A 23,898-nucleotide genomic window follows, 5' to 3' on the forward strand; every position below is an offset into this window, starting at 1 on the left:
TCGTAAGTTTGGCAGAGCAGACTAACTGCATGCCTTTTTTTATTTTCTTTTTTATCACAATGTGGGCTTAAATTATATCCTGATATATCTACTCTGAATCTTCTTCGATAGATTAATCCGTTCCTGCTTTAACTCCCAGATTTTCTCTTTCCACCGATACTGCGCTACTGGATCCACACTTTCCCTCAGCTTATTAAATAAATCCATTAATATTGCATTTATATCGTCGAATTGAATCCACAGCTCGTTCACACTTTGTTCTGTTGTCTCAGCATGAGAAGCCTTACTCAGCTTATTCAAACGGTCTATGATGTCAACTTGCCACTGTCCATCGTTAATTGCTTTGGCGTAGTTTAGAAGATCCAGATAATCATCGACAGACATTTTCACCGACTCCTTATTCTGTGTATACCTAGTATTATACTCGGCATTATAGAAATTGCAATAGTCTATCTGCAGAAAAGGCATCTTCTCAGATGCCCCCGCAATGTTATTCCTAATCTGTTACTGGATTTTCCCACCTTCAACAACAAGCTCATCGGTATATCCTTCACCGTAAATTTCATTTAAGGTTTCTTTATAGGCTTGATGGATAAATTGTTCTTTACCAAGGGTATCAAGTTCTGTATTAATCCAGTCCAATAATTCCTTATTCCCCTTTGCCACTGCTGGAGCAATTGTATCCTGACCCCCGAAAGCAGGAATGCTGACCGTAAATCCAGGATTTGATTTAGCCCAGGCAATGAGTTCTGTATTATCGTTAGCGATTGCCGCCCCCCGACCATCTTTAAGCGCTGCAAAAATCTCGGTGTACTGATCGAATTTGAGCAATTCAATATCCGGATATTCTTTGGTAAAATAGGTTTCCGCTGTCGTACCTTTAGCTACAATGAGCTTTTGCTTGTTCCCTTTTAATTGATCAATGGAAGTGATTGGAGCACTGTCTGGGGATACGACCCCAAAGGACAATTTCATGTACGGATTAGCAAAATCCACTTTTTCTTTTCTTTCCTCGGTGACCGTAAAGTTAGCCATAATGATATCAACCTTACCCGATTCAAGATAAGCCACGCGGCTGGCAGCATCAACTAACACAAATTCAACCTTCGATTCATCCCCCAGCAGATCCTTGGCAAACCGTTTGGCAATATACACATCAAACCCTTGGTTTTTACCCTCAGCGTCCACATAACCAAAAGGTGGTTTGTCTGCAAATACGCCGATCTTAATCTTCCCTTTCTTCTTTAGCTGTTCAATAGAAGTGAATTTAGAAGATGCTGAGTTTCCGTTGTTATCCGAACTATTGCCGCAAGCAGCCAATCCCATCAATAATATACTTACACCTACCAGCATCGTTAGCCATTTCAAACTTTCCTTCATTTCTCTTCCTCTCCTATTTCTATAATTTTTCGTACTGAAATATATCCAGAAAATGCTGGGCACGTTCTGTCGCAGGGTGGGTAAAAAATTGTTGCGGGGCAGCGATCTCACATATCTTGCCTTGATCCATAAACACGATCCGATCCCCAACCGATCTGGCAAACCCCATTTCATGAGTCACGATGATCATCGTCATTCCTTGCTGAGCAAGCCCTAAGATCACATCAAGCACTTCCCGAACCATTTCCGGATCCAAGGATGCCGTCACTTCATCAAATAACATAATCTCCGGGTTCATACATAAAGCTCTTACTATAGCTATTCTCTGCTTTTGTCCACCGGAAAGCTGCCGTGGATAGTCAAGTTTACGCTCAAGCAGCCCAACCCGCTCTAAGAGCTGTTCCGCTTGCTGCGTTGCTTCTTTGAGCTCTCTCTTTTGTACTTTCAGAGGACCTAAAAGAATGTTATCCATAACCGTCATATGCGGGAATAACTCATAATTTTGAAAGACCATTCCGATATGCTGCCTAACTTCACGCCAATCTACAGCAGCCCCCGCAAGGTTCTGCCCACGATATTGTATCGCCCCTTCCTGAACCGGCTCCAAACCGTTAAGACAACGCAGGAACGTACTTTTTCCACAACCAGAGGGACCGAGAATAACGATTACTTCTCCTTTTGCCACCTGCAATTCAATGCCGTCCAGAACCTTTCGCTCTCCAAAATATTTGTGTAATTGTGTAACCTCCAGCAGGAGTTCTCCGGAATCTGCCATTACAACCGTTCCTTCCTAAGCCTTAATTTTGCCATCTGCTTTCAACTTTTTTCGAAAGTCTGGATAACGGAAAACATACAGAAAAATATAATATAAAGATAAAGCCGTATACCCAGAAGGAAGCGGTGGGCGCTTTTATCACGCCGAGTTCAATAATCTGCTGCCCGATCTTTACCACCTCAATCACTCCAATTAGCACCACCAGTGATGTTGTCTTGATCATTCGTGTGGCAAGATTAATCATTCCCGGCAGCGTTCTGCGTACAGCCTGCGGAATCAAAATATGCCGATAAAGTTGACTGCTGCTCAGACCTAGCGCCCTAGCAGATTCCACCTGATGTTTTGGCATAGATTGCAAAGCTCCACGAACAAGATCCCCAATCTCCGCAGCTCCCCATAAGCTGAACACCAATATAGAGGTAGCCTCCCCGCTGATATCGATATGAAGTAATGGAGAGAAACTGAAATGTACTACATACAGCCACACTAGAATCGGAATAATTCTAAAGGTCTCCAAATAAAGACGTAATATAAACCTTAAAGGCCTCGATCCCAGCGTCCGGAGCAATCCCATAAGGATACCTAATAACGTACCGATTCCAATAGAGAGGAATGAAATTTCAATCGTTACAAGTAAGCCCCCTAATAATCGTTCGAAATTAGAACCTTCAAAAAGCACCTCAATCCCCGAATTCTGCATATCTCACCTTCCTTTCCACCCAAGTCAATAAAAGCGATAAGGGCAGGACTAACACCAAATAGGCGAGTACCAGAAGGAGCAGAGACTCCGCTGTTTTGTAATGCATGCCGATCAAGTCTTTTGCCACATTCATCAAATCCATTAAAGCAATGGCACCTACAATAGAGGTCTCCTTCAGCAGAAAGATCGCATTTGCCCCTAAAGAAGGAATACTTATCGCAAAGGCTTGGGGAAAAATAACATATCTGACCAGCTGCAGCTTAGACAGTCCAATGCTCTGACCTGATTCAATCTGCGTTTGGCTAACTGCCTCGAACCCACCACGAAAAGCCTCCGTCATATAGCTCCCGCCCAAAAATATCATGCCTACAATCGCACAGGTCATCTCACTAAAGTGAATTCCGATCTTAGGTAAGCCATAGTAAAGAAAAAAGAGCTGCACAAGTAAAGGGGTGTTCCGTGAAAGCTCAATGTAGATCTTAATAACATCACTTACGATTTTGACCTTATAGTACAAGACGATACTAAACAGTAAGCCAATAAGGAGTGAGAAGACAATAGCTAACAACGCTAGCTTCACTGTCAGCCACATCGCCTCACTATAAAGCGGCAAACTCTCATAGATAAACTCCCAGTCTAAATTCATATCTGAGTAACCCGATCCCCTTTTCTTAATTTCTAATAATTATCAAAATCTTACATTAAACCTTACGTGTGGTGATATGATTTTATTCATACTATTCCAAGTAAATAACTACGTTTTAAAATTCTTGTATAGTAGTCCACAAAAAAAAGAAAACCGCTAAGAGATTAGTCTTAGCAGTTTCCTTTTTCTATAGGCTAAACCTTTCCACATTCTAACATCCCACTACCAATAGCCTCGGATGCCAGTCTGCAAGCGGATCAACGCTTCCAAATAATAATAATCTCCCCAAATCATATGACCATCAGGCACACGTCCACCTCTCACATGATAAGAACCATGCTTTAGAAGTCCCTCTGCTTCCGGATTTCCAGATGTCGCATAATGTTCCACTAGGGATTTCATGCTACGGTGTAAAGCAACTTCATAAATGGCCCGGTCCGGATCATCTACGCCTAGGTGATCGAGCAGTTCCAAAAGACCGGCTGCAGCAATCGCCGAAGCCGAGCTGTCGCGAGGGGTATCCGCTCCCACTGGCACATCGAAATCCCAATAAGCCACACTGTCCTCCGGTAGATGGCTGATAAAATAATCCGCTAGGCTCTTAGAGGTCTTAAGAAAATCCTCATTCTGCGTATAGCGATACGCCAGAGCAAAACCGTATATTCCCCAAGCTTGACCCCGTGTCCAGGTCGATCCGTCCTCATAACCTTGATGTGTTCCCCCACGAATTGCATTTCCGGTAGCCGGATCAAAATAAAAAGTATGGTAAGAGGAGGCATCCCCACGCACAAGAAATTTCCGGCTCTTAAACGCATGTTCGAGCGCTATTTCATAATAGCGCCTATCTCCTGTTTCCTCCGCTGCCCAGAACAATAGAGGTAAATTCATCAAGCAGTCAATAATGATACGTCCCGCATTCTCCGGGTCACTCTCCAGTCCCCAGGCCTGAAGAATCCCTGCTGGTTCACGCCAGCGCTTGCACAGCGTGTCCGCAGCTTGCAGGCCGACAGCTCGCGCCGCTTCGCTGCCCGTTATTTTCCACTCCGCTACTGCAGTCAGTGTATACAAGAAACCAATATCATGATGGTCCAGGGCAATGTGCTGATCCAGACGATGCTTGAAGTCCCCTAACCAAGAGGCTGCCGCCTCCTTATAGCATGAATCCTTACTATATTCATAAGCAAGCCACATCATCCCAACATAGAAACCCTCTATCCAGTCGTCGTTGTCTCCCCATTCGTACTGTTGCCCCTCAGCGATATGAGGCAGTTTGCCCGGATGGTTAGCAATATTGCTCCCAACTTTGTGAATCGCATCCTCAATAGCCTTATTCCACATCTTTGTTTCTCCCTTCCCTTAAATCAACAGTATGCAAAAGTGTATCGTTACTAGGTTCGTATACAGCAACCCTTCCGTCCGAGTGCCATTGAATAAGCGGTGGTGAAGCAAGACTTGCCTGGTTCTCCGGAGTATTCGTCGCTCCGAAGACAGCAGATATCAATACTTGATCTCCCGGTTCCAGTCTGGAGCACAAGCTCGGAAGAAGTGTCCGCGGCTTCAGCAGATTGGTATTCGGCTCGGGATGTACGCACTCTCCCCGATCAAAGCCGCTTAGCCTATGTATGGCACTGATTCCCCAGGGCAGCTGCACCGAAACAGCAGTGTTTGATACCTTAATGGTTTCCCGTTCACTGTGCGAGAAGCCAGCTGACTGGCCAATGGCAAATCCACCCTCCGCTACATCCAGCCGCCGGGCAGTATGAATGCTGTGAACACGAACATGCCATAGACCTGCCGGAATAATCCATGTCTCCACATGTACATCACTCCAGGGATGCCAGCGGGAATATACATAGCTGTCTCCGATTTCCCAGGTCTCGCAGAATCTGCGTACCCGATAGTGTTCATCACATTCGCATAGTGCGAGTGTAGAATCGTAAGCGCCTTGAACCAACCCGTAACCCGCTTTCGGGACACTAAAGCCAAACAGAGTGGAGTATGCAAATTTAGAATATTTGGCTGCACTATGGGCCATATCAAAATTAGCCATCTGGCCAGAGGTATAGGCAATAACATGCCTGTTTCCTTCCGGACGACTCACAAGCATTCGCGCCTCTTGGAGAGCCCGTACCTCTTTCAAAATAGGCAGCGGCTCTTCCTCCGCCTGCCAAAAAGGATGATCATCTGGCAAGGCAAGAATAAGCATAGCTTTAAAGGCCCAATACGGAGATCCGGGGGCGTTGTAGCTCTCTGTCATAACTAGATTCGGATAAGCATATCCGATGCTAAGCAGTCCGTCTAATCCCATAATAGGTTGTTCAAACCACCAACGAAAATGGCGCATAATGATTCCCTTAAGAACGCCATATGAAAAAGGAACCACTTCTGCATACACCAGCGCGCTCCAGAAAGAAACCTGTGCAAAACGATAGGTCAGGCTACGACCAAAAGGAATTGCACTTCCGTCCTCAGCGAACCAATAAATGAAATCCTCGGCAAATCGTGCTGATCTTTCCCGATAAACAGCAGCTCTCTGAGGATCATCATCCGCCATCAGCTTAGCGTATATCAGCGTATAATAATGCATAGCAAAAGCAATATAATAGTCCCTCTGATCGGTCAATCCATCGGAATACCAACCATCACCAAGATAGTAAGTATCGATCTTCGCTAGATAATCATCCATTATGCTCTGATCATAAGGCAATCCGACTTTCTTGAAGCCCACATTCACAAGAACCGTGAACATCAGCCAGTTATTCGGATTGGAACGATCCACATGATTAATCTGATTTAGCCAGTTATATACATTCATTTTCTGCGTGTCGCTCAGCGGCTCCCACATTTTATGTGGTGCAAGAGCAAGCCCCAGTCCCAACACGGCCTGTTCTACCATACGCTGATCTTTGGTAGTAAATTGCCCCCAATATTCTTCATGCTCCGGGTCTGTTCCGTTGATGATCCCTTCCAGAAACATCGGCCAAAGTGCACTTTCCCCTCCACCGCTGGCATGGGGAACAAGGCCCCATAGAGGACGGGCGAAAGCTTCCATAAGCGCCGTAGCCTCATTGTAAATCGATCCTGTAGCGCCCATATTAATTCCTGCACAACCAGAGGTAAATCTGCTCTCCAGTGGAGTATATAGTTCATTTAGGAACATCTGTAATTCATTTCTAGTGCCCTTTATTTCCACAGCAATGTTTCCTCCTGTCCACACTCAATGCCAAGCCGCATATTCACTAGGCCTCATGCCCATTTCCCGTTTAAACAGCTTGATGAAATAACTTTTGTTGGCATATCCCAGATACTCGGAGATCTCTTCCACTGTCTTTTCAGATTGGTTAAGCAGCTCCTTTGCCTTCTGAAGCTTTAGCATATTTACATATTCAATGAAGTTCTGGTTTGTTTCCCGTTTGAATAAGCGGCTGAAATAACTGGCATTTAAGTTAAGGCGGCCTGCCATGTCCTCCAGCGTTATTTTCTCCGTCACATGACTAATCACGAACTGCTGGGCTTTGATGACCTCACTCCGTTTAGACTTGATGGAGAACATACTTATTTTCCGCGCTAATTCCTCTAAGTACTGCACCAGCCATTGTTCCAAATGCTCCAGAGTTTCAATGTCACCAACCACGCTAAATAGCTTTTCTTCGGTTATAGGCAATGGAGATTGCAGAAGCTGTTTCGTCTTCATCTGCAAGTCCATCAGCAAGCGAAGCACACATTCCTTGACTTCATTCGGATGGAATTTTTGCGAGGCCACCCATTCCCTCCATTCCTTTACATGAACGCGAAGCTCCGTGTTCCTGTTCAAGGCAATATCATCATTGATAACAGCGTACAAGGTTCCATATTCAGCATAAATATCTTCTCCGGAAAAGCAGACTTCTTCAAAACGGTGAATTCCCGCCGCAGGGAGATAAAAGCGCTGTATTTTCTCCTTCAGCATCCGCTGCAATGTTCCGCGAATTTCCTCAGGACTGCGCGCCTCAGCGCCAAATAAGCAAGAGACAGAAAGTTTAAGATATTTCTGAACCGCAGAGGCTGCATTTTGAATGGAGTGATAGATTGCCTGGTGATCTTTGGAAGGCTGGTCGCTACAAAAGAGAATGACTATCTCCTTATGGCTGTATCTCGAAATAAACAGACTGTGATCAGCCTCAAGCACTTCCTGCATAATATTCTCAACCGCAAAAGAAATCGTATATTCACTCATCCGGCGCACCCTTGAAGCTTCCTCTGGACGGTCAATTACAATAACCAGCGGGATATAGTTTTTGGCATGGATCATAATTCCGTTTGATCGGGCCTGCTCGATCCAAGCCCCCTTGTCCCAGGATTGATACAAGGTATCTTTTAGAAACTTTTCCTTCAGCGCGGCGCGATTTTGAGACTGCTTTTGCTTATAAACCAGCATCTCCGTATGCTGCTGCCTATTCAGTCCCACTTCCGCCACAAGGGTTCTAATCGCTTGCTGTAACTGCTCAATATCCAGTGATTCCTTTAAAATATATTCTCCTACGTTTAATTTCAGCGCTTGCTGGGCGTATTTGAATTCGTTGTGGCAGGAGAGAATAATCGCACGGATTCCGGGCTGCACAGCTCTGAATAGCTCCAGCATCTCCAGCCCGTTCATCTTGGGCATGCCAATATCGGTAATAATGAGATCTGGTGGACTCTGCTGTGCTTTTTCCCAAGCCTCGAGACCGCTATAATAACATCCGGTGAGTTCAATACCGAGCTCGCTCCAAGGTACGGCCTGCGACAAATAACGGATAACCGGATAGTCATCATCCACCAATATTGCCGTCAGCATTCTCCACACCCACCTTTCCGTAATTCAGAGGAAACTCCAGACAAATCTCCGTGCCCACATCAGGTTCACTTTGAATATTCAGCTTAAAAGAAGCGCCATAAATCATACTGAGGCGTTGGGCCACATTGCGTAAACCTATGCCGGAGAACCCTTTTCTGTCCTCCTCTGTAATTTGTTCGCTGCTGTATGCGGTTTCACGAAGTCTTGTTAAAGTTTCCGGTGACATCCCGATCCCATTATCCTTAATGGTGATAACCAAGCTTCCCGTAGTTGCAACAATACGAGCTTCAATAAAAATCTCGCCACCAAACTGCTCGAAGCCATGGATGATGGCATTCTCGATCATGGGTTGAATCATAAATCGAGGCACCAGTGCTTCAGCGCTCCCGTCCTCTAAATTCATTTCCAGCCTGACCTGATTGGCATGGCGGAAATTCATTAAAGTGACATAATGCGATATCGTATCTGTCTCCTCACGAAGCGGGATAAACTCATTGTCCCTGTTAAAGGTCATACGGAGCAAAGACGACAGCGAACCAATCAACTCAGCATTCTCCCGATCGCCTTGCATCAGAATATTTAAGCGAATCGAATTCAGCAGATTAAACATAAAATGTGGATTGATCTGCGCTTGTAGCATCTCTAGTTCGGCTTTTCTTTTTCCCGTCTGTTCATAAGTGATTTGTTCAATCATAGACTCGATCCGATCTAGCATCTGGTCAATGGTGCGGGCGAGCTGTGCTGCCTCATTATTCCCTCGAATGAACGAACGTTCATCTAACTGACCACGACCTATTCGCTTTACAAAAGCGCTTAATTTTACGATAGGCTGAGTCAGCTTTGAGATTAGAACGGTTAAGAGAACGGAAAACAAAGTAAAGAAAAGAATCTGCACCGCCAGGCTGATAAATAAAATCTGCTTATTTTTTGACAAGGCTGCCTTCAGCGGGATAATGCTGACCATCCGCCATTTGTTGCTGCTCAGCTCCTGATCAACATATAAAAACTTCTCTCCGTCGATTTCCACAGTGTCAAGCTCGCCATCCTTTTTCAACCACGTCATCGTCTCTCCGATTCGGGCCTTATCAGCATGGGAAACTACAGTTCCCTTGTCATCCAAAAGCATCATCTCTTTATCATTATCGTTATTTAGATAAGGACGGAGCTTGCGCTCATTGATATTAATAATTAAATATCCGATGGTACTGCTAGAGGTCGATTGAATCGGCCTTGCAATGGTTACCCAATCAGCTGAGCCTTTATCAGAATAATTGTAGTAAGTATCGTGCTCCGCTCTCCAATAAGTCGAGATGGGTTGAATTTGTTTCAGCAACGATGTCCAATTCTTGTTGTAGAAATTTTTCGGGTTAAAGTCACTGTAAGGATAGCTGGTATAAATAAGACCATTTTTTCCGATTAACGTCACCTTCAAATATTCTGTTAAAACAAACATATCATCCAGCATCCGCGACATACGGTTATACTGAATGATCTGCTTTGGTGCACGGAGCGACTCTGAATCGGCAGACATCATCTGCCTGATCTCGCTGTTCTGGAGCACAAAGTTGGACTGTTCCAGTGTCTGTTCAAATATGGCATTCATATTGGCGCTGGCTGCATTTAAAGATTCTCTTGCGCTACCAACCGCTTTCTCCAGAATGAGATCCCGGGTCAAATAATCAGTAACCATGTAAATGCAGATCAGCGGGATCAGGACGCAGATCAGCGATGACCAGACAAGTTTCTTACGGAGGGATTGATGCTTTCTAAACACGGATTACAGGCCCCACATCTGTTTGAATTTGGAGCAGGAGGCAGAAATGCTTTCCTGCCCCCACATTATAAGCCCCCTTTGAAAAGCGTACAATCAGTCTCCGCTTACTTTCCGCTATTGTTCTGAACAACTTCCGTTATTTTTTTATCGATATTGGCAACCGTGACATCCAGATCCTGTTGGCCAAGGAGATACATCTCCGCTTCTGGAATAACGTTGTTCTTAGCTTCATCCGCATATTTAGCCGGAACTTGCGTTGCACCAGGTGTCGAGTTCTCCATCGTATATTTCAGAGAATCGACATCAATCTTAGAGGCATCCTTAGAACCACTCACAATTGTATCCACTAATTTGTTCGTATCCGATTTAGCCCAGCCAGAGAAAACGCGTCCACCAATTTCAAGTCCTTCTGAGGTATACCAGCGCACAAAGGTATAGGCAGCCTCCTTATGCTTGGATTTAGCGGCTATTCCCATGTAGGTCGGCTGTACGGGTGAGTAGTGTTTGCTCTCACTCTCAAGTCGGGGAATCGGCGCAAACGCGGTAACAAAGGTTGCCGGAATGGCATCCGTTCCACCCGATTCCGCAACCATCCAGTCGCCCATCGGAAGCATCGCTGCTAAACCGTTAAAATACTGATTCCGGTAAGCTAGTTTTTGCGAAATAATATCCTCATAAGGAGTGGCACTCTTATCTTCGTACATCATTTTCTTCATCATCTGCAGATTAGCCTTAAATTGCGGGTCAAGTGCATTGGAGGTTCCATCAGCTTTTAGAAAAGTATTATCCGTAGACTTGCTCATCAGTTGGAGCTGGAAATAATCCGGCCAATTATGCAGATACGCGCCAAAACGTTTCGTTGCGCCCTCGCCCTTGGTCAATTTCTTGGCATACTCTTCGAAATCCGCCCATGTCCAATCTGTCGGAACCGGAAGGCCTGCTTCATCTAACATTTCTTTGTTAAGGAGCACGAACCAGCGCTGCATGGAAGACGGTAACGCATAGATTTTGCCATTGACCGTAGTGTCCACCAGATATTCATCTGCGAGCTTATAACCTTCCTTCTGAATATAGTCATCCATCGGTTCCAATAACCCGATATCTGCACGCTGTGAATAGTTGGTATAAGGCAGTTCGACAATATCCAGCGGATCGCTCGCAGCCGCCATCAAATCCAGCTTCTGCATAGAGGCAACCGAATCACCTTTTTCATTCAGCAAATCTACTTCCACATGAATATCGGGATGCGTCTTCTCAAACTCCGTGATAATCGTGCTCCATTTCGCTTTGGCTTCTGTCTGCCAGGTGCTGAGCTTCAGGGTAACCTTCTCCGCTGCAGGCTCTGAATTCCCGCCAGCATCGGGTGCATTAGTCGCTCCTGCATTATTGGTTTTCGTATTTCCGCCGCAAGCGGCCAATGATAACGCCATCGATGTGATGATGAATGCAGATAATAATTTCTTTTTCATTTAGACCCTCCTATAAATGTGTTGGGCATCACTCGCTTAATAACCAGTGACTATGTAACTGCTTACAAGAACATCCTAACATGCAGGATTGACGAGGAAAGTTCTCATATTCTACCGAAGAGAAACTATTTTGACTTTTATTATCCTTTCACACCTCCGAGGGCAATTCCCTCAATAACCTGCTTCTGTCCGAGTGCAAAAATGATGAGCAACGGCAGAATTGCAGATACCGCACCAGCCATCATGAGTGAATAGACATCCCCGTATTGATCCCCGAACAACCGGATCCCCAGCTGAATCGTAAACAAAGCTTTAGATTTCAAAAAAATGAGTGGATATTGATAGTCGTTCCAGGTCCAAATAAAGCGCAAAATAGCATAAGTAGCTACAGCGGGACGGATCAGCGGAAAGGCAATCTGTAGAAAAGAGCGAAAATGCCCTGCTCCATCCATCCGCGCCGATTCAAGATACTCGTTGTTTACCCCCATAAAAAATTGCTTGAGCATAAACGCTCCAATAATACTAAAGCTGTTAATCAGGATCAATCCCAAATGTGTGTCAATTAAATTCAGCCAGTTAAACAGTAGAAACTGTGGAACCAACGAAGCCTGTGGTGGAACCATATAAAGTGCCAATACAACTATAAACATCGCATCCCTGCCCGGAAAACGCAGCTTGGAGAATCCATAAGCAGCGAGTGCGCATATCAGCACATTAATTATAGTCGTAGCCAGCGTAATATAAATGGAATTTCCATAATAGCGAGCGAAATCACCCGACCATACCTCTTTATAATTTTCAATGAGGTTCCACTGCTGTGGCAACCATTGAATCGGAAAGTTAAACACATCTTTCTCCAGCTTAAAGGAAGTGGATAACATCCATAAGAACGGTAAAAGAAATGCGATACCTAGCAGTCCCATTGCGATGGTCCAGAAGGTTCTGGATAGAAGCTCTTTTTTCACTGTAATTTCTCCTTTCCGCCTTTAATAGTTGACCCATTTTTTTTGCGCCAACATCTGCAAGGCTGTAATGATCAGGCAAATAAGGAACAGAACGAGTGCCATGCTAGAGGCGTAACCTGTCTTCAGCTGATTGAAGGCTGTATCATATAACTCGTAGACGATAACGGTCGTGGAGTTAGCCGGTCCACCCTGGGTCAGCACTTGTATCAGATCAAAGATTTTAAATGAGCCGATAACCCCTGTTACCAGCAGGAAAAAGGTAGTTGGCGAAATGCAGGGAACCGTGATGTTGCGGAATTTGCGCCAGACGTTGGCACCATCAATATCAGCCGCTTCATAAAGATCCTTTGGAATACTCTGTAAACCTGCGATAAAAATAATAATGTTGTAACCGAGCTGAATCCAGACTTGAATCAACATCAGCGACGGCAGAGCATAATGGATATCAGCTAACCATTTGGGTGGGTTGTTCCACCCCAGTGACATCAGGAATTGATTGACGGGTCCCAGCGAAGGGTGAAACATAACCTGCCAAACCATAGCGATGGCAACTACACTGGAAATGTACGGAAGGAAATAAATTACTTTAAACAGATCCTTCAGAAAAACCTGTTTATCAATCAGGATAGCCAGCAGCAGGGCAACGATGATCGTAACCGGTACTGTGATAATAAAGAGCAAATTGTTCAGCAAGCTTTTCATAAAAGCATCATCATGAAACAGCCTGATGAAATTATCCACGCCCGCGAACTTAATCCCCCCTAACCCAGCCACAAAGTTCCAGTCCGTGAAGCTTAACAGCAGTGAGCCCAGCACCGGGATCAACGTCAAGATGATCAGCCCAAGCATAAGCGGAGCAACGAATAAATATCCCGCCATCGCTTCGCGCGTGTCCATGTTAAGATGAAACCTTTTTTTGCGTATCATAGTTCTCCTCCTTTACTTATCCATAATTGTAGAAAAAGTAAACAGTCATCATAAGAACTAGAATTGTTCATTTTGGAACGAATTTTACCGATCCAGCAGTTTTATATTCCTTTTGCACAACGCAAAAAAAGCGCGAGCTAAGCTCCCGCAGCAAACAAAATCCATATTGAGTTTTACATAAAGCAATCGCGTTATACCGGCGTAACCTCTACAGCACCTTTTCCATCCCCGCCCGCACTATTCAGTTTTTTCCGAAAAATCATAAACAAAACCACACCCATCACACTCGTTATTACCTCAGTCACAGTCATCGACCAAATCACACCGTGCAGGCCAAAAATAGAATGCAATACGATAATCATCGGTATAAATAATACACCTTGGCTTATTGCCATAATAGTAGTGGGTGTGCCTTGCCCCGTTGCTTGAAAAATACTCATAAATAATCCGGTAAATCCATTAAATAAAGCCGAAATCAGCATAGCTGCCAAAATATAAGTTCCCATGCTTAACACAGAAGGATCGCCTGAGAACCAATGAAGAATCGTTCCTCTAAACACATATACTAGACTCACAAAAACAACTGCAATGCCGCCTATATATGCAAAAGCGTATTTGATGCTGGATTTAAGTCTCTCCGTATTTTTACTAGCAAAGTTAAAAGCAAATAGCGGAATCAATCCCAAAAATAAACCCATCGATAAAAATTCTGGAATCTGCACAATTCTTAAAGCCACACCAAATCCGGCGACCACACTCTCCCCATATTGAATGGAATAGTTATTTAACAAAAGCGTGCTGACAATTAAAAAACTGGCTTGCAATAGCTCGGCTGTACCTATTTTATAAACCTCAAGCTGATCTCGTACAGATATCTTAAAATGCTTCAAAAATCCTCTTAAATGCTCACTTTTCGTTTCCAAAAAGTAAATATAATAAATAGCAGAGCCCAAATTTGCTAAAACCATAGCCAAAGCAGCCCCGGCAACATGCCAATTCAGCACGAGAATAAATATAGGATCAAAAATCAAACTTAAAGCCGTACTGATAAAAATACCATACATTGATTCCTTCGAGGCCCCTTCCGAACGGACCAGTTGTTCCAATGCAAAATTAAGCACAACAGCAAATCCGCCTGCAAAAAGAGTGAGCGCGTAAGACTTCGTAAAGTCTAAGGTAGGAGCATCTGCACCAAGCATGCGCGTGATCGGATTAATAGCTAACCAAGCGATGAGCGCGATAAGAAGCCCCACTACAATACTCCCGTAAAAAGTATATCCGGCAACCCTTTTCCCTTTTTCCGTCTCTTTTTGCCCCGCCAAGCGGGTTACAAATGTTCCTCCGCCTACCCCCAATACATTTCCAAAAGCCATTAAAACGGTAAAAATAGGCAGGCCCAGCGTGATTGCGGTCAGCATACTTGTATTATGCAATAAGCCGATGAAGTAAGCATTGATTACATTATAAATAGTACCCACAGACATCCCAATCATCATGGGAATCGATAAATGAGCGATCGCTTTTTTCATGGGCGCCGACTCTAAATAATATTGATTTGAGAACTCATTTGTCATAAGTGAACCTCCGAACGTTTATAAACTTGAACTAACTTTTTGAAGTAAAGACTTTAGGGTTGCAGTTTCTTCCGGACTAAGCGCCTTAGTAATGCTTGCTTCTACCTCAGAGAAAATCTCATTGAACTCTTCCACTAAAAGAGCACCTTTTTCCAATACAAAAATACTCTTTTGACGTTCATCATTTTCAGGAGTGACACGCTGGATATACCCTTTCTTCTCCAACCCCTGAAGCATACTGGTGATGCTCGCCCCCTTCCTGTTAAAGACCTCCGCTAAATCCTTCTGAATAACCCCTTCTGCTTGATTCTCAAAAATATAGCCGATCATGCGGCCTTGTTGTGAGTTCAGACCTAACTCATTTAACCTGGTGTCAGCTGTACCTTTTATTTTTATCCCAATCTCTCGTATTAAATTAGAAAATGGTGTGTCTACAACGGGTTTGTTCATTGTTATTCCCTCCTCTTTTGAATTAGTTAGAACTCTAAGTAACATCATTATCATAATAGTTAGAACTCTAACTGTCAAGGTTCTAACTAAATACAAAAAAACTCCTCTCCAGCACTTGTCGGCAGACAGGTACTGAAGAGGAGTTTATAGAGAGAATTACATTACTAGTTCTTCTAGGTTTCCGAATAAGACTTTTTTCGATTCCAACTTGGAGGCATTGCCGACAACTGTGAAATAATTTTGTTCCGTCACAGCCTTAAGCAAATCGGCATACTGTCTGATGTCTTCCGGTGTGGTCGACAAGATTTCATCCCGTTCCTGCTGCAGCTCGGCCCCGGTTACCTGCTCAAAATAATACCGGTCCGCCCGCCGTCCCTGAGCGCTTGGGCTCAGCGGCTGGTCCAGCATGGACAGGGTGCCGATAACTGCTTTGGTCATCTCGTCGGCATCCGCTTCATATCCTTCGGTGAATCGGTACGCCTGATCATAAACCTCCAGCGTCTCCTGCAAATTGGGATCACGGTAGGAAGTGAACATCAATATCCCATCTCTGCGCAGCATCAGGCTTCCGCCATAAGCTCCGCCCTTCACGCGCACGGCATTCCACAGATAGGTGAGGCTCATGATTTTTTTGAGCACCTGCATTTTGCCGGAATACGTAAATCCCAGCTTGTTGAAGTCGTAGCCTTTAACCACATATTGCACCTGGCTGGAAGACATAAAACCTTCATTATCCGCATGCCCCTGCGCCGTAATCTTAGGTTTATTCACCACTGGCCGATCCTGAATATCCAGCTTCGCTACATTAGCGGCAAATTCTTCATACAAATCAGGGGTACCCGTCACGCTGATGATTAAATTCTGTTTATTGAATAAAACCGCACAGATATCCTTCAGCGTGTCTGCCACCTCAGCTCCCTGCTGATCGATCTTCTCGGCAAGCTCACGGATAAAGCGGTAATAGGCCACACCACCCTGTTGTTCCTGATACGCTCCCATGTCCGAAAAATAAGACATCAGGCGGCTGGCCGCAATTTCATTGCCTTTTTGATTCAGAACTGATTCCATCTGCGAGGCTTCCCGGCGCACGATTTCCTGCAGCTTCGTCAGATTATCAAGCGCGCTGGTATAGAGCAGCTCGCGCAGCAGATCCAGCGATTCGCCAATATGCCCCGCCATCACCTTAACCTGCGCAGTGAATTTAGGCTGATAACTGGCTCCAGTATCTTTTGCAGCGCCAAAGATCTCATTTTTGAAATGAATGCCTCCGGTTTTGATCCCAATTTCACTAGTGAGCTCTTCAATGCTGTAAGAAGCTGTCTCCATTTGGCCCAATACCTCTGCCAGCAGCACAAGATAAGGAATTTGCTCAGGAGCCACAACACTCGTATCCCAATAAAACTTGCAGTACGCAATCTTTTGAGTAGATACGTCATGGTGGATCAGCTTTAGACCCTCAAGGTTATATTCATGGGATGGCACCTGAGGTTCAGCACTGCGGTTAATGTCCTGTAGAGATAAACTCGGCAGCTTCTGCAAATCCTCGGCAGCATCTGCACGGCCTTGCCGCGCCAGAAGATGTTGTGTACTCTGCACAAGCTGCTCCAGCTGGTCTGGTTGCTGTGATGATTTGTATTCACTTAATTGACGCTGGGTGCTCGCTTCCTTGTCGGCTGCAATCGTCTTGGACGGGTTCAGCACCACCAGACTGCAATGATCACTATTCAGTAAGTAGACCTCAATCAGCTTCTCAAAATAACGATCCGTTATTTTTTCCCGAATGGTAGTGAATACCTCTTCATAAAGCATATGAGTAGACGGCTGACCGTCATAGAGCCAGGACTTCATCACTTCGATATTGTAAGTAAGTCCCTTTGGATATCGGCTAAAGTCCGCTTCCCGCAGTTCAAATTCCTTGCTGTTGACCGCCGCCAGCACCAGCTTCTCATCCAGCCCGTTCTTAACCAAGCTGCTTAATGTGGTCTTCACCAGCTCCACGAAGGCATCTTTGGCGGAGGCGTTCGAATGTGTCAGGGTAATACCAAGCAGCGGCTGAACCATACTGTCGGAATAAAAAGCAAAGGCATCTTTACCCAGACCGCTTTCCAGCAGGGCTTGCTTAAGCGGAGCTGCATTGCTGTCCATTAGCATGCTTTTCAAAATATCAAAAGCCAGATTCAGTTCCCGATCCGTAGAGGTTCCAATTACATAGTTCAGACTCAAATAAGTTTTGTCGTCGGCCGTTTCTGCTTCCAGAATCGGATAATCCGCTACCAGCTCCGTCATTCCGGTAGGCTGTTGTAGGGGAATGGTGGTATCAAAGCTGTTCTTTTCATAACGGCTAAGGTATTCCTGGTCTATAAATTGCAGCTTCTCTTCAATAGAGACGTCTCCGTACAGATAAAAATAACTGTTGGACGGATGATAATAGTTGCTGTGCGCCTTAAGGAATTGCTCATACGTAAGCGCAGGAATCTCCTGCGGATCTCCACCTGAAGAATGGCGGTAAATCGTGTCTGGATACAACGACTTTTTGATCCTGTCCATCAGTACCGTAAACGGCGAGGAATAGGAACCCTTCATCTCGTTGTAAACCACGCCTTTATAGATCAGATCAGCTTCAGTTTGCTGAAGCTCGTAATGCCAGCCCTCTTGCTCAAATATCTCCTTTTGCTTATAAATATTCGGCTGAAAGACACTATCCAGGTAGACCTCCATCAGATTGGAGAAATCCTGCTCATTCCGGCTCGCCACCGGATACATCGTCTTATCCCCAAACGTAAATGCATTCAGGAATGTCTGCATCGAGCCCTTTAGCAATTCTACAAAAGGTTCCTTCACCGGATATTTCTCCGAACCACATAATACGGAATGCTCCAAAATATGAAAGACTCCTGTGCTATCTTCAGGCGGAGTCCTGAAGCTTACGCTGAATACCTTGTTGTCATCCTGATTCTGCACGAAAAGCAGCCTGGCGCCGCTCTTCAGATGTTCCATCGTGAATACGGCGGAATCGATCTCCCGGATAAATTCCTCATTAACGACCTGAAATCCATAATATATGTTGCCTGTGATCAAGCGGCTCATAGATTTGCCTCCTCTGCACTGGATGTGATAACTCTATCTGAAGCTTATCATATCCCTGGACGTTTATTCCATTAATAGAAGGCTTCCGGGATTAATTTCTGCAGTCTGACTAAAATTGCCGCTGCCTGCTCACGCACCAGAATCTGCTTAGGATCGAAACGGCTCCCGCTGCCGGTCATTACTTCATGTTCATTCACGGCCTGAATCGCCTGGCGGCTCGCCTCTGACAAACTGGAAGTATCGGCAAACTTCACACGGTCCGGGCTGCCGTACGTAGACAACCGGGCAGCTTTGGTTACCATATCCGCCGCTTCTTCCCGCGTAATACCGCGGTCCGGTTCGAACTTGCCGGCTGAAGAGCTGATAATGCCCAGCTCCTCAGCCTTGGCGATGGTACCGCTGTACCATTTGTCCGCCGGAACATCCTTAAAGCTAGAAGTGGCCTTGGCATCGGGGAACTCATGCAATAGCCGCAGCAGCAGGGTCAGAAATTCAGCCCGGGTCAGCTTCTGCTTAGGAGCCAGCACATTTCCGCTGGCACTCACGCCCTGAATATATCCGCTGCTGAGCGCTGTTGCGAAATCCAAACGTGCCCAAGCTGCGACTTTATTGGCATCCGTAAAGCTGGCCAATTCCGGGGAAGAGACATGCAGCGCAAACGTCCGTTTGGAAAGTGCTGGAGCAGCATCTTTACGGTATTTGGTGACTTGCACAGGATAGACACCGGGCTTCATCCCGGCAAAAGACACCTTTCCCGTGCTGTCAGCCACAACGCTTTTTCCTTGAAGTGTCACTGTAGCGCCGAAAGCCGGAAGACCGCCCAGCTGACCGTTTGACTTGGTGATATGGAGGGAAAACGGCATATTGGCGCTTGCGTATCCACCCATTTCCTGGCCGTTTTTATCTTTCCACTTCACTTCCATCCGGTCAAGCAGTTCTGTATCGTCCGCGTAGTAAACGAGCAGCTGATCCCCATTGCCTATCGTCAGTCTGTACGGGCTATTCTCAGGATACATCCATGCACTGCCCCCGCTGAATACAGCAATCTTCCATTCTCCGCGTCCATTGTATCGCCCGTTCTGAATCCCTTCTATAGCTGTGAAGGCCGGTTTAGCTGCATCCGCATTCAGCTTATACGCCAGACCCTTCGCCTGTAAAAAAGCTGCCGCTGCCTTCACAGCATCTCCGCCAACAATATGCCCCCCGGCAAGGGTGCCACCGGGTCCTTCGACCTGAATCGTTGCCCGGTCAAGTCCAGCATGATGTAGTCCGCTATACAGCATGCCAGCCTGCTTGGACAGCAGCTTATAGGAAGTCAAGGCAAGGTAGGCTTGCACAGTAGCGGGACTATCGTTTCCTCCGCCTGCTGTCTGCGCAAAGCCGCCACCCGTAAGCTTCCGCGCCAGCAAATGGTCCAGCAACGAGGCTCCGCCTTCCTTGGTGAAATCTGCTGCATCAACTCCCTGCGAGGATAAAGCAACAATCACCTGCGCTGTCGTCGTAGTTTTACCATCGAATCCTCCGTCTAGCTGCTGCTTGCTCTTAAGCCACTGCAAAGCCTTCTCAATCGGCTGCGCAGTTTGTTCTGAACTCACTTCGGAAGCAAGTGCCGTCAGTACCCAGGCAGTAGCTACCAGATCTCCTTGCTTCTGCCCGGCCAGCGGCCAGCTGCCATCCGCTAGCTGCATATCAAGCAGCTGATAAAACAGCAAATCGGGGTAACGGTTTGTCCGCTCCAATGAATTTGAAATGGAGTTTTTCGAGGTAATATAGGCGGCTGCTACCGCTGCTGCCCCTTCCGAATCAATTCCGTCATGATTCATCAGGAATGGATAAAGATCAATACCCGCGATGTTGTTGATGTTGCCCCCCGCAGCACTGTAAGCCAGCGCTGTTCGAGTTAGCCCTGCCACCTTGGTGAACTTGCCCCGCTGTTCCAGAATCTTATCGGCAGTCTGCTCCAGATATCCCTTGGGCAGACTACGCCCATTCTTGAAGAAACCTACGGCTGCTTCGTCCGGGAATGGCTGTATCGTAAGCAGCACATTCTGCGCCCCTTCCAAGGTACTCTGCATCTCCGCTGTGAATACCGCGGTTGTCTTTTGTGCCGGAGACGGCTCCGCCATTACCCTGCCACTCAGCAATACAAGCAAAATACATAATGCGGTAAGTGTAACCTTCCTTATCGTCCTGTTTATGGGTGTTGCTCTCATATTCATTCTCCTCCAATGTAGTTTGCTAGAACTTTATAAGTTAGACGCAGCAAACTGGGATTTAGTTCCTGAATATGTTGTAATATGTAGCTTCATCCAGCTATGAATTAAAAAAAGACCGCACTGCTACCCGCTTACACGATAGCCCTACGATCTTTTCAAAAACTCTTATTCAGCCTGAGCAAACCCCAGCTCACGGTATAATGTCCGCTCCAGATAATCGTGAAGATAGAAGCGGGATTTCACAAAATGCTCCGCCATATCGGATGGCTGGTAACGCTCCAAAGCCGCTTTCATGCGAGGCAAAACGTTCTCACGTCCGCGGCGATTTCGCATGTAATTGTTCAGCAGCGAGTGCCTTTCCGCTTCATCTCCCGGATAGAGCTCCCAGCGGTAGACATATTTGTGGATCGCCCGCGAACGGTCCGTCGCCGCTTCAAAATCATGCATAATGGCAATCAGCTCTGCTTCATCCTTATGATCCTTCACCTTGTCCAACAGCTTCCAGATAACATCATAATAATCTTCCAGCTGATAATTCCCGAGCTGAGCGTGACCTGTTCTAGGACCGATGCCATGAAACTGCTCCATGAATCGATCGATAAATGTTGCTGAGTCCGCTTTACGGTTCCAGGCCAAATCGGCGTGCAGCAGCATCGGATACCAGGTCGTCTCAAAGATCCCATAAGGAACACCAAGGCTGAACGGCCCTGTCCAGTTCGTGGCGACGATGCAACCGAGGTCCAGCTTATCCGCTGTCTCCGCCCATTGGAGCAGATTATCCGTCCGGTTCAATAGTACCGGATAATTCTGATGTTCAGCCCAGTCAAAGCTGCGAACCGCCGGCGCTCCCATAACCTCGATACCTAGTGACCTGAATTTATCCGCAAGAGAAGAAACCTCAGCTTCAATATTACGTCCGTTGTATATCCAGATCATCGCCGCACTCCGCTTATCCAGCTTTGCCAGTTCCTCCGGCGGGCATTTGTCCAGCATGTCATGCCAGAAAATCACTTTTTTACCACGGCTGGCTGTAAATTCAATCAAAGTGTTCAAAAAAGCGATAAACGCCCGCTCCCGTACCCCTCCGAACAACGTTTTACAGCGTTCGCATTCACATAAGCTGTACACCTCGTCGCAGCCGAGGTGAATATAACGGGAATCCGGATGAGCATCCATCATCTCCTGTAACAGATCGGTAATCAGCTCGAAGGATTCCGGATGCGATGGACAGATCTCCCCGAGGGATAACTCCGTTTCGCGCAAGTGCCGCCAAGCGTCGTGGCGGAGTACATACTCCAGATGCCCGAAACTCTGCTGCAGCGGAATGATCTCAATAAAATATTCATGGGCTGTGCGTTTCAGTTCCTCTAGCTGTGTGAGGCTTAACGAATGCTGAGGATGCACGAATTCCGGGTACTTCTGGAACGGGAATTTATCTTCGTATTCAATCAGAACCGCATTCGTTTTATACCGGGCAAAATCCGCCAAATACGATAGCAGCAGCTCTGGCTTGGAAAATGTCTGGCGAAGATCAAAGTTCATCGCCCGCAAGGTAGTGTCAGGCCAGTCCGTGATAGACACGGCAGGAACTTCCCTTGCTGACTTACGCAGCTGTAGTAACGTTTGCAGCCCGTAAAACAGCCCCGGCGCGTCCAGTGCTTGGATTACCATCCGGCACTCCGACACCTCCAGCCTGTACCCTTCCGCCCGACCGTTAAGCATTTCCAGATCCACTTCATCTGGCTGAGCTCCTTTCGTTTCTGGCAGCAAGGGACTCTGAAGAATAAGTGAAAATCCTTTCCCCGAGATAACATGTGTACATTCCAGCTCCGGAAACGCCCGACGGCAATGAACCACCAGCCTCTGATCATGCCGCTCCATGTAGAGGCTCAGACTTACACCCTCGCTGAACAGAAAAGCTTCTCCCTCTTTCGCTTGGATCTGCTTCGGTTGCGGTATCAAGCTCTGCATCGTTCTCCTCCTAATCTTTGCTGTAATTATTTACTGCAAGCCCTGCTATGACCATTCTTCCAGCATTCCAGCACGGTAAGTGTCCTGTCGTCATAGCAGAAGCTCACGAGATCGGCAGGCGCTCCAGCCCTTAGCCCTATCGCCTGTTCCAGCCCCAGCAGTGTGGCCGGATGAGCAGAAGCACAATCCCAGGCTTCATCCAGCCGGGCTAATCCAGCCTCCGCAAGATAGGCTACCTGATCTGGAAGCATCATGGCGGAACCTGCAAGCAGCTGCTGATTGCCAGCCAGATGCAGCCGCCCTTCTGCTGTTAATACAACCTCTCCACCGATGTGCAGGTGGTAAGTTCCCGGCAGCATTCCGCTCAGTGATACAGTATCGCTGACCAAGATGGTGCGGCTGCGCTTCATCCGCAGAATTACTTTCAACAGAGCGGGTGGTAAATGTTGGCCATCTGCAATCATACAGCCGTATAGTTCATCCGCCGCCAGCTGCTCCCACAAATAGTTGGGATGACGGGGCAGCGTCAGATGTGTACCATTGCCGAGATGCGTAGACATCACCGCTCCTGCGGCAACCGCCTCCCTAATCTGCTCGGGGGAAGCTGCTGTATGCCCTATGGAAACAAGGATGCCTGATTCACTGCACCGGGCGATAAATGCAGCGGCGTTTGGCCATTCCGGGGAGACGGTGAGGATACGGATAAGCCCTTCAGCCGCTTCCTGCCAGCGGCACAACATATCCCAATCCGGCGGGCCAATATGTTCCCTTGGATGAGCGCCGCGTGGACCCTCTTCTGGTGACAGAAAAGGTCCTTCCAGATGAATACCTACAATCCCCCCAGCATCTTCCGGATACAGCGAAGCGGCTTCCGCAATGGCGGAGATCGCTTGAGCCAGCGCTTCTTTGCCATTGGTAATCAGAGTTGGACAATAGCTGGTGACCCCGTTTCCTAGCAGAAGTCGGGACAGTTCCAATACCGTGGCAGGCTGCAAAGGCAGCGTGTTGAGATCCAGCCCCCAGCCCCGTTCACTTGCAGATCCACCAACCCGGGTGCCAGCCAGGGCCAATCGGCCCTGGCTGGACTCTCCGCAAGTTCGGTGACCGAAGTGATTTGCCCGTGCTCGACACTCACCTCAACCGGCAGC

At 46.6% G+C, this 23,898-nt stretch carries 18 protein-coding genes; all 18 read right to left on the minus strand.

What is annotated here, in order from left to right:
- Nucleotides 1-72 precede the first annotated feature (72 nt).
- On the minus strand, nt 73-384 hold the full coding sequence (locus NSQ50_RS22255) for a hypothetical protein (protein WP_076224928.1): 312 nt from the start codon (nt 382-384) through the stop codon (nt 73-75).
- Between the two features lie 120 nt (nt 385-504).
- A complete protein-coding gene (locus NSQ50_RS22260) occupies nt 505-1,380 on the minus strand; it encodes a cysteine ABC transporter substrate-binding protein (RefSeq protein ID WP_076224907.1) in 876 nt (291 codons plus the stop codon).
- A 19-nt stretch (nt 1,381-1,399) separates the two neighbouring features.
- Nucleotides 1,400-2,155 carry an amino acid ABC transporter ATP-binding protein gene (locus NSQ50_RS22265; protein WP_038572651.1) on the minus strand — a complete coding sequence of 252 codons (756 nt, stop codon included), beginning with the start codon at nt 2,153-2,155 and terminating at the stop codon, nt 1,400-1,402.
- Between the two features lie 22 nt (nt 2,156-2,177).
- Nucleotides 2,178-2,855 (minus strand): amino acid ABC transporter permease, encoded by a 678-nt coding sequence (locus tag NSQ50_RS22270; protein WP_076224908.1) that lies wholly within the window; start codon nt 2,853-2,855, stop codon nt 2,178-2,180.
- The gene (locus NSQ50_RS22275) at nt 2,836-3,501 is read right to left on the minus strand and encodes an amino acid ABC transporter permease (protein WP_076224909.1); all 666 of its coding nucleotides are present in this window, start codon (nt 3,499-3,501) and stop codon (nt 2,836-2,838) included. The genes NSQ50_RS22270 and NSQ50_RS22275 overlap by 20 nt, the downstream gene beginning before the upstream one ends.
- A gap of 222 nt (nt 3,502-3,723) precedes the next feature.
- Nucleotides 3,724-4,839, minus strand: coding sequence for a glycoside hydrolase family 88 protein (locus tag NSQ50_RS22280; protein ID WP_076142264.1), 1,116 nt, complete (start codon nt 4,837-4,839; stop codon nt 3,724-3,726).
- Entirely contained in the window at nt 4,829-6,694 is a 1,866-nt protein-coding gene (locus NSQ50_RS22285) for a DUF2264 domain-containing protein (RefSeq protein WP_256717099.1), read from the minus strand. Before NSQ50_RS22285 ends, NSQ50_RS22280 begins: the two co-directional genes overlap by 11 nt.
- Before the next feature lie 24 nt (nt 6,695-6,718).
- Entirely contained in the window at nt 6,719-8,317 is a 1,599-nt protein-coding gene (locus NSQ50_RS22290; RefSeq protein WP_036683135.1) for a response regulator transcription factor, read from the minus strand.
- On the minus strand, nt 8,292-10,091 hold the full coding sequence (locus tag NSQ50_RS22295) for a sensor histidine kinase (RefSeq protein WP_076215635.1): 1,800 nt from the start codon (nt 10,089-10,091) through the stop codon (nt 8,292-8,294). Before NSQ50_RS22295 ends, NSQ50_RS22290 begins: the two co-directional genes overlap by 26 nt.
- Nucleotides 10,092-10,195: 104 nt before the next feature.
- Nucleotides 10,196-11,560: an ABC transporter substrate-binding protein gene (locus NSQ50_RS22300; RefSeq protein WP_036683138.1), complete on the minus strand. Its 1,365-nt coding sequence runs from the start codon at nt 11,558-11,560 to the stop codon at nt 10,196-10,198.
- Nucleotides 11,561-11,700: 140 nt separating this feature from the next.
- Nucleotides 11,701-12,483, minus strand: a complete 783-nt coding sequence (locus tag NSQ50_RS22305; protein WP_051491277.1) for a carbohydrate ABC transporter permease — start codon at nt 12,481-12,483, stop codon at nt 11,701-11,703.
- A gap of 63 nt (nt 12,484-12,546) precedes the next feature.
- Complete coding sequence (locus tag NSQ50_RS22310; protein ID WP_036683142.1) at nt 12,547-13,452, minus strand: carbohydrate ABC transporter permease; 906 nt, start codon at nt 13,450-13,452, stop codon at nt 12,547-12,549.
- A 191-nt stretch (nt 13,453-13,643) separates the two neighbouring features.
- The gene (locus tag NSQ50_RS22315; protein ID WP_076147944.1) at nt 13,644-15,026 is read right to left on the minus strand and encodes an MATE family efflux transporter; all 1,383 of its coding nucleotides are present in this window, start codon (nt 15,024-15,026) and stop codon (nt 13,644-13,646) included.
- An 18-nt stretch (nt 15,027-15,044) separates the two neighbouring features.
- Nucleotides 15,045-15,476 carry a MarR family winged helix-turn-helix transcriptional regulator gene (locus NSQ50_RS22320; protein ID WP_036683144.1) on the minus strand — a complete coding sequence of 144 codons (432 nt, stop codon included), beginning with the start codon at nt 15,474-15,476 and terminating at the stop codon, nt 15,045-15,047.
- 156 nt (nt 15,477-15,632) lie between these two features.
- Nucleotides 15,633-18,563, minus strand: coding sequence for an insulinase family protein (locus NSQ50_RS22325; protein WP_036683145.1), 2,931 nt, complete (start codon nt 18,561-18,563; stop codon nt 15,633-15,635).
- 71 nt (nt 18,564-18,634) lie between these two features.
- On the minus strand, nt 18,635-20,776 hold the full coding sequence (locus NSQ50_RS22330) for an S-layer homology domain-containing protein (protein WP_076215640.1): 2,142 nt from the start codon (nt 20,774-20,776) through the stop codon (nt 18,635-18,637).
- A 168-nt stretch (nt 20,777-20,944) separates the two neighbouring features.
- Nucleotides 20,945-22,750, minus strand: a complete 1,806-nt coding sequence (locus NSQ50_RS22335; protein ID WP_076224910.1) for a DUF4838 domain-containing protein — start codon at nt 22,748-22,750, stop codon at nt 20,945-20,947.
- Nucleotides 22,751-22,776: 26 nt separating this feature from the next.
- On the minus strand, nt 22,777-23,820 hold the full coding sequence (locus NSQ50_RS22340; protein ID WP_340949728.1) for an N-acetylglucosamine-6-phosphate deacetylase: 1,044 nt from the start codon (nt 23,818-23,820) through the stop codon (nt 22,777-22,779).
- Between the last annotated feature and the right edge of the window lie 78 nt (nt 23,821-23,898).

Source organism: Paenibacillus sp. FSL R10-2788 (assembly GCF_038003885.1).
GTDB classification, from domain to species: Bacteria; Bacillota; Bacilli; order Paenibacillales; family Paenibacillaceae; genus Paenibacillus_AQ; species Paenibacillus_AQ odorifer.

Coding starts and splice junctions, on each gene's coding strand:
- NSQ50_RS22255 (WP_076224928.1), bottom strand. CDS start 384: ATGTCTGTCGATGATTATCTGGATCTTCTAAACTACGCCAAAGCAATT.
- NSQ50_RS22260 (WP_076224907.1), bottom strand. CDS start 1,380: ATGAAGGAAAGTTTGAAATGGCTAACGATGCTGGTAGGTGTAAGTATA.
- NSQ50_RS22265 (WP_038572651.1), bottom strand. CDS start 2,155: ATGGCAGATTCCGGAGAACTCCTGCTGGAGGTTACACAATTACACAAA.
- NSQ50_RS22270 (WP_076224908.1), bottom strand. CDS start 2,855: ATGCAGAATTCGGGGATTGAGGTGCTTTTTGAAGGTTCTAATTTCGAA.
- NSQ50_RS22275 (WP_076224909.1), bottom strand. CDS start 3,501: ATGAATTTAGACTGGGAGTTTATCTATGAGAGTTTGCCGCTTTATAGT.
- NSQ50_RS22280 (WP_076142264.1), bottom strand. CDS start 4,839: ATGTGGAATAAGGCTATTGAGGATGCGATTCACAAAGTTGGGAGCAAT.
- NSQ50_RS22290 (WP_036683135.1), bottom strand. CDS start 8,317: ATGCTGACGGCAATATTGGTGGATGATGACTATCCGGTTATCCGTTAT.
- NSQ50_RS22300 (WP_036683138.1), bottom strand. CDS start 11,560: ATGAAAAAGAAATTATTATCTGCATTCATCATCACATCGATGGCGTTA.
- NSQ50_RS22305 (WP_051491277.1), bottom strand. CDS start 12,483: ATGGGACTGCTAGGTATCGCATTTCTTTTACCGTTCTTATGGATGTTA.
- NSQ50_RS22310 (WP_036683142.1), bottom strand. CDS start 13,452: ATGATACGCAAAAAAAGGTTTCATCTTAACATGGACACGCGCGAAGCG.
- NSQ50_RS22315 (WP_076147944.1), bottom strand. CDS start 15,026: ATGACAAATGAGTTCTCAAATCAATATTATTTAGAGTCGGCGCCCATG.
- NSQ50_RS22320 (WP_036683144.1), bottom strand. CDS start 15,476: ATGAACAAACCCGTTGTAGACACACCATTTTCTAATTTAATACGAGAG.
- NSQ50_RS22325 (WP_036683145.1), bottom strand. CDS start 18,563: ATGAGCCGCTTGATCACAGGCAACATATATTATGGATTTCAGGTCGTT.
- NSQ50_RS22330 (WP_076215640.1), bottom strand. CDS start 20,776: ATGAGAGCAACACCCATAAACAGGACGATAAGGAAGGTTACACTTACC.
- NSQ50_RS22335 (WP_076224910.1), bottom strand. CDS start 22,750: ATGCAGAGCTTGATACCGCAACCGAAGCAGATCCAAGCGAAAGAGGGA.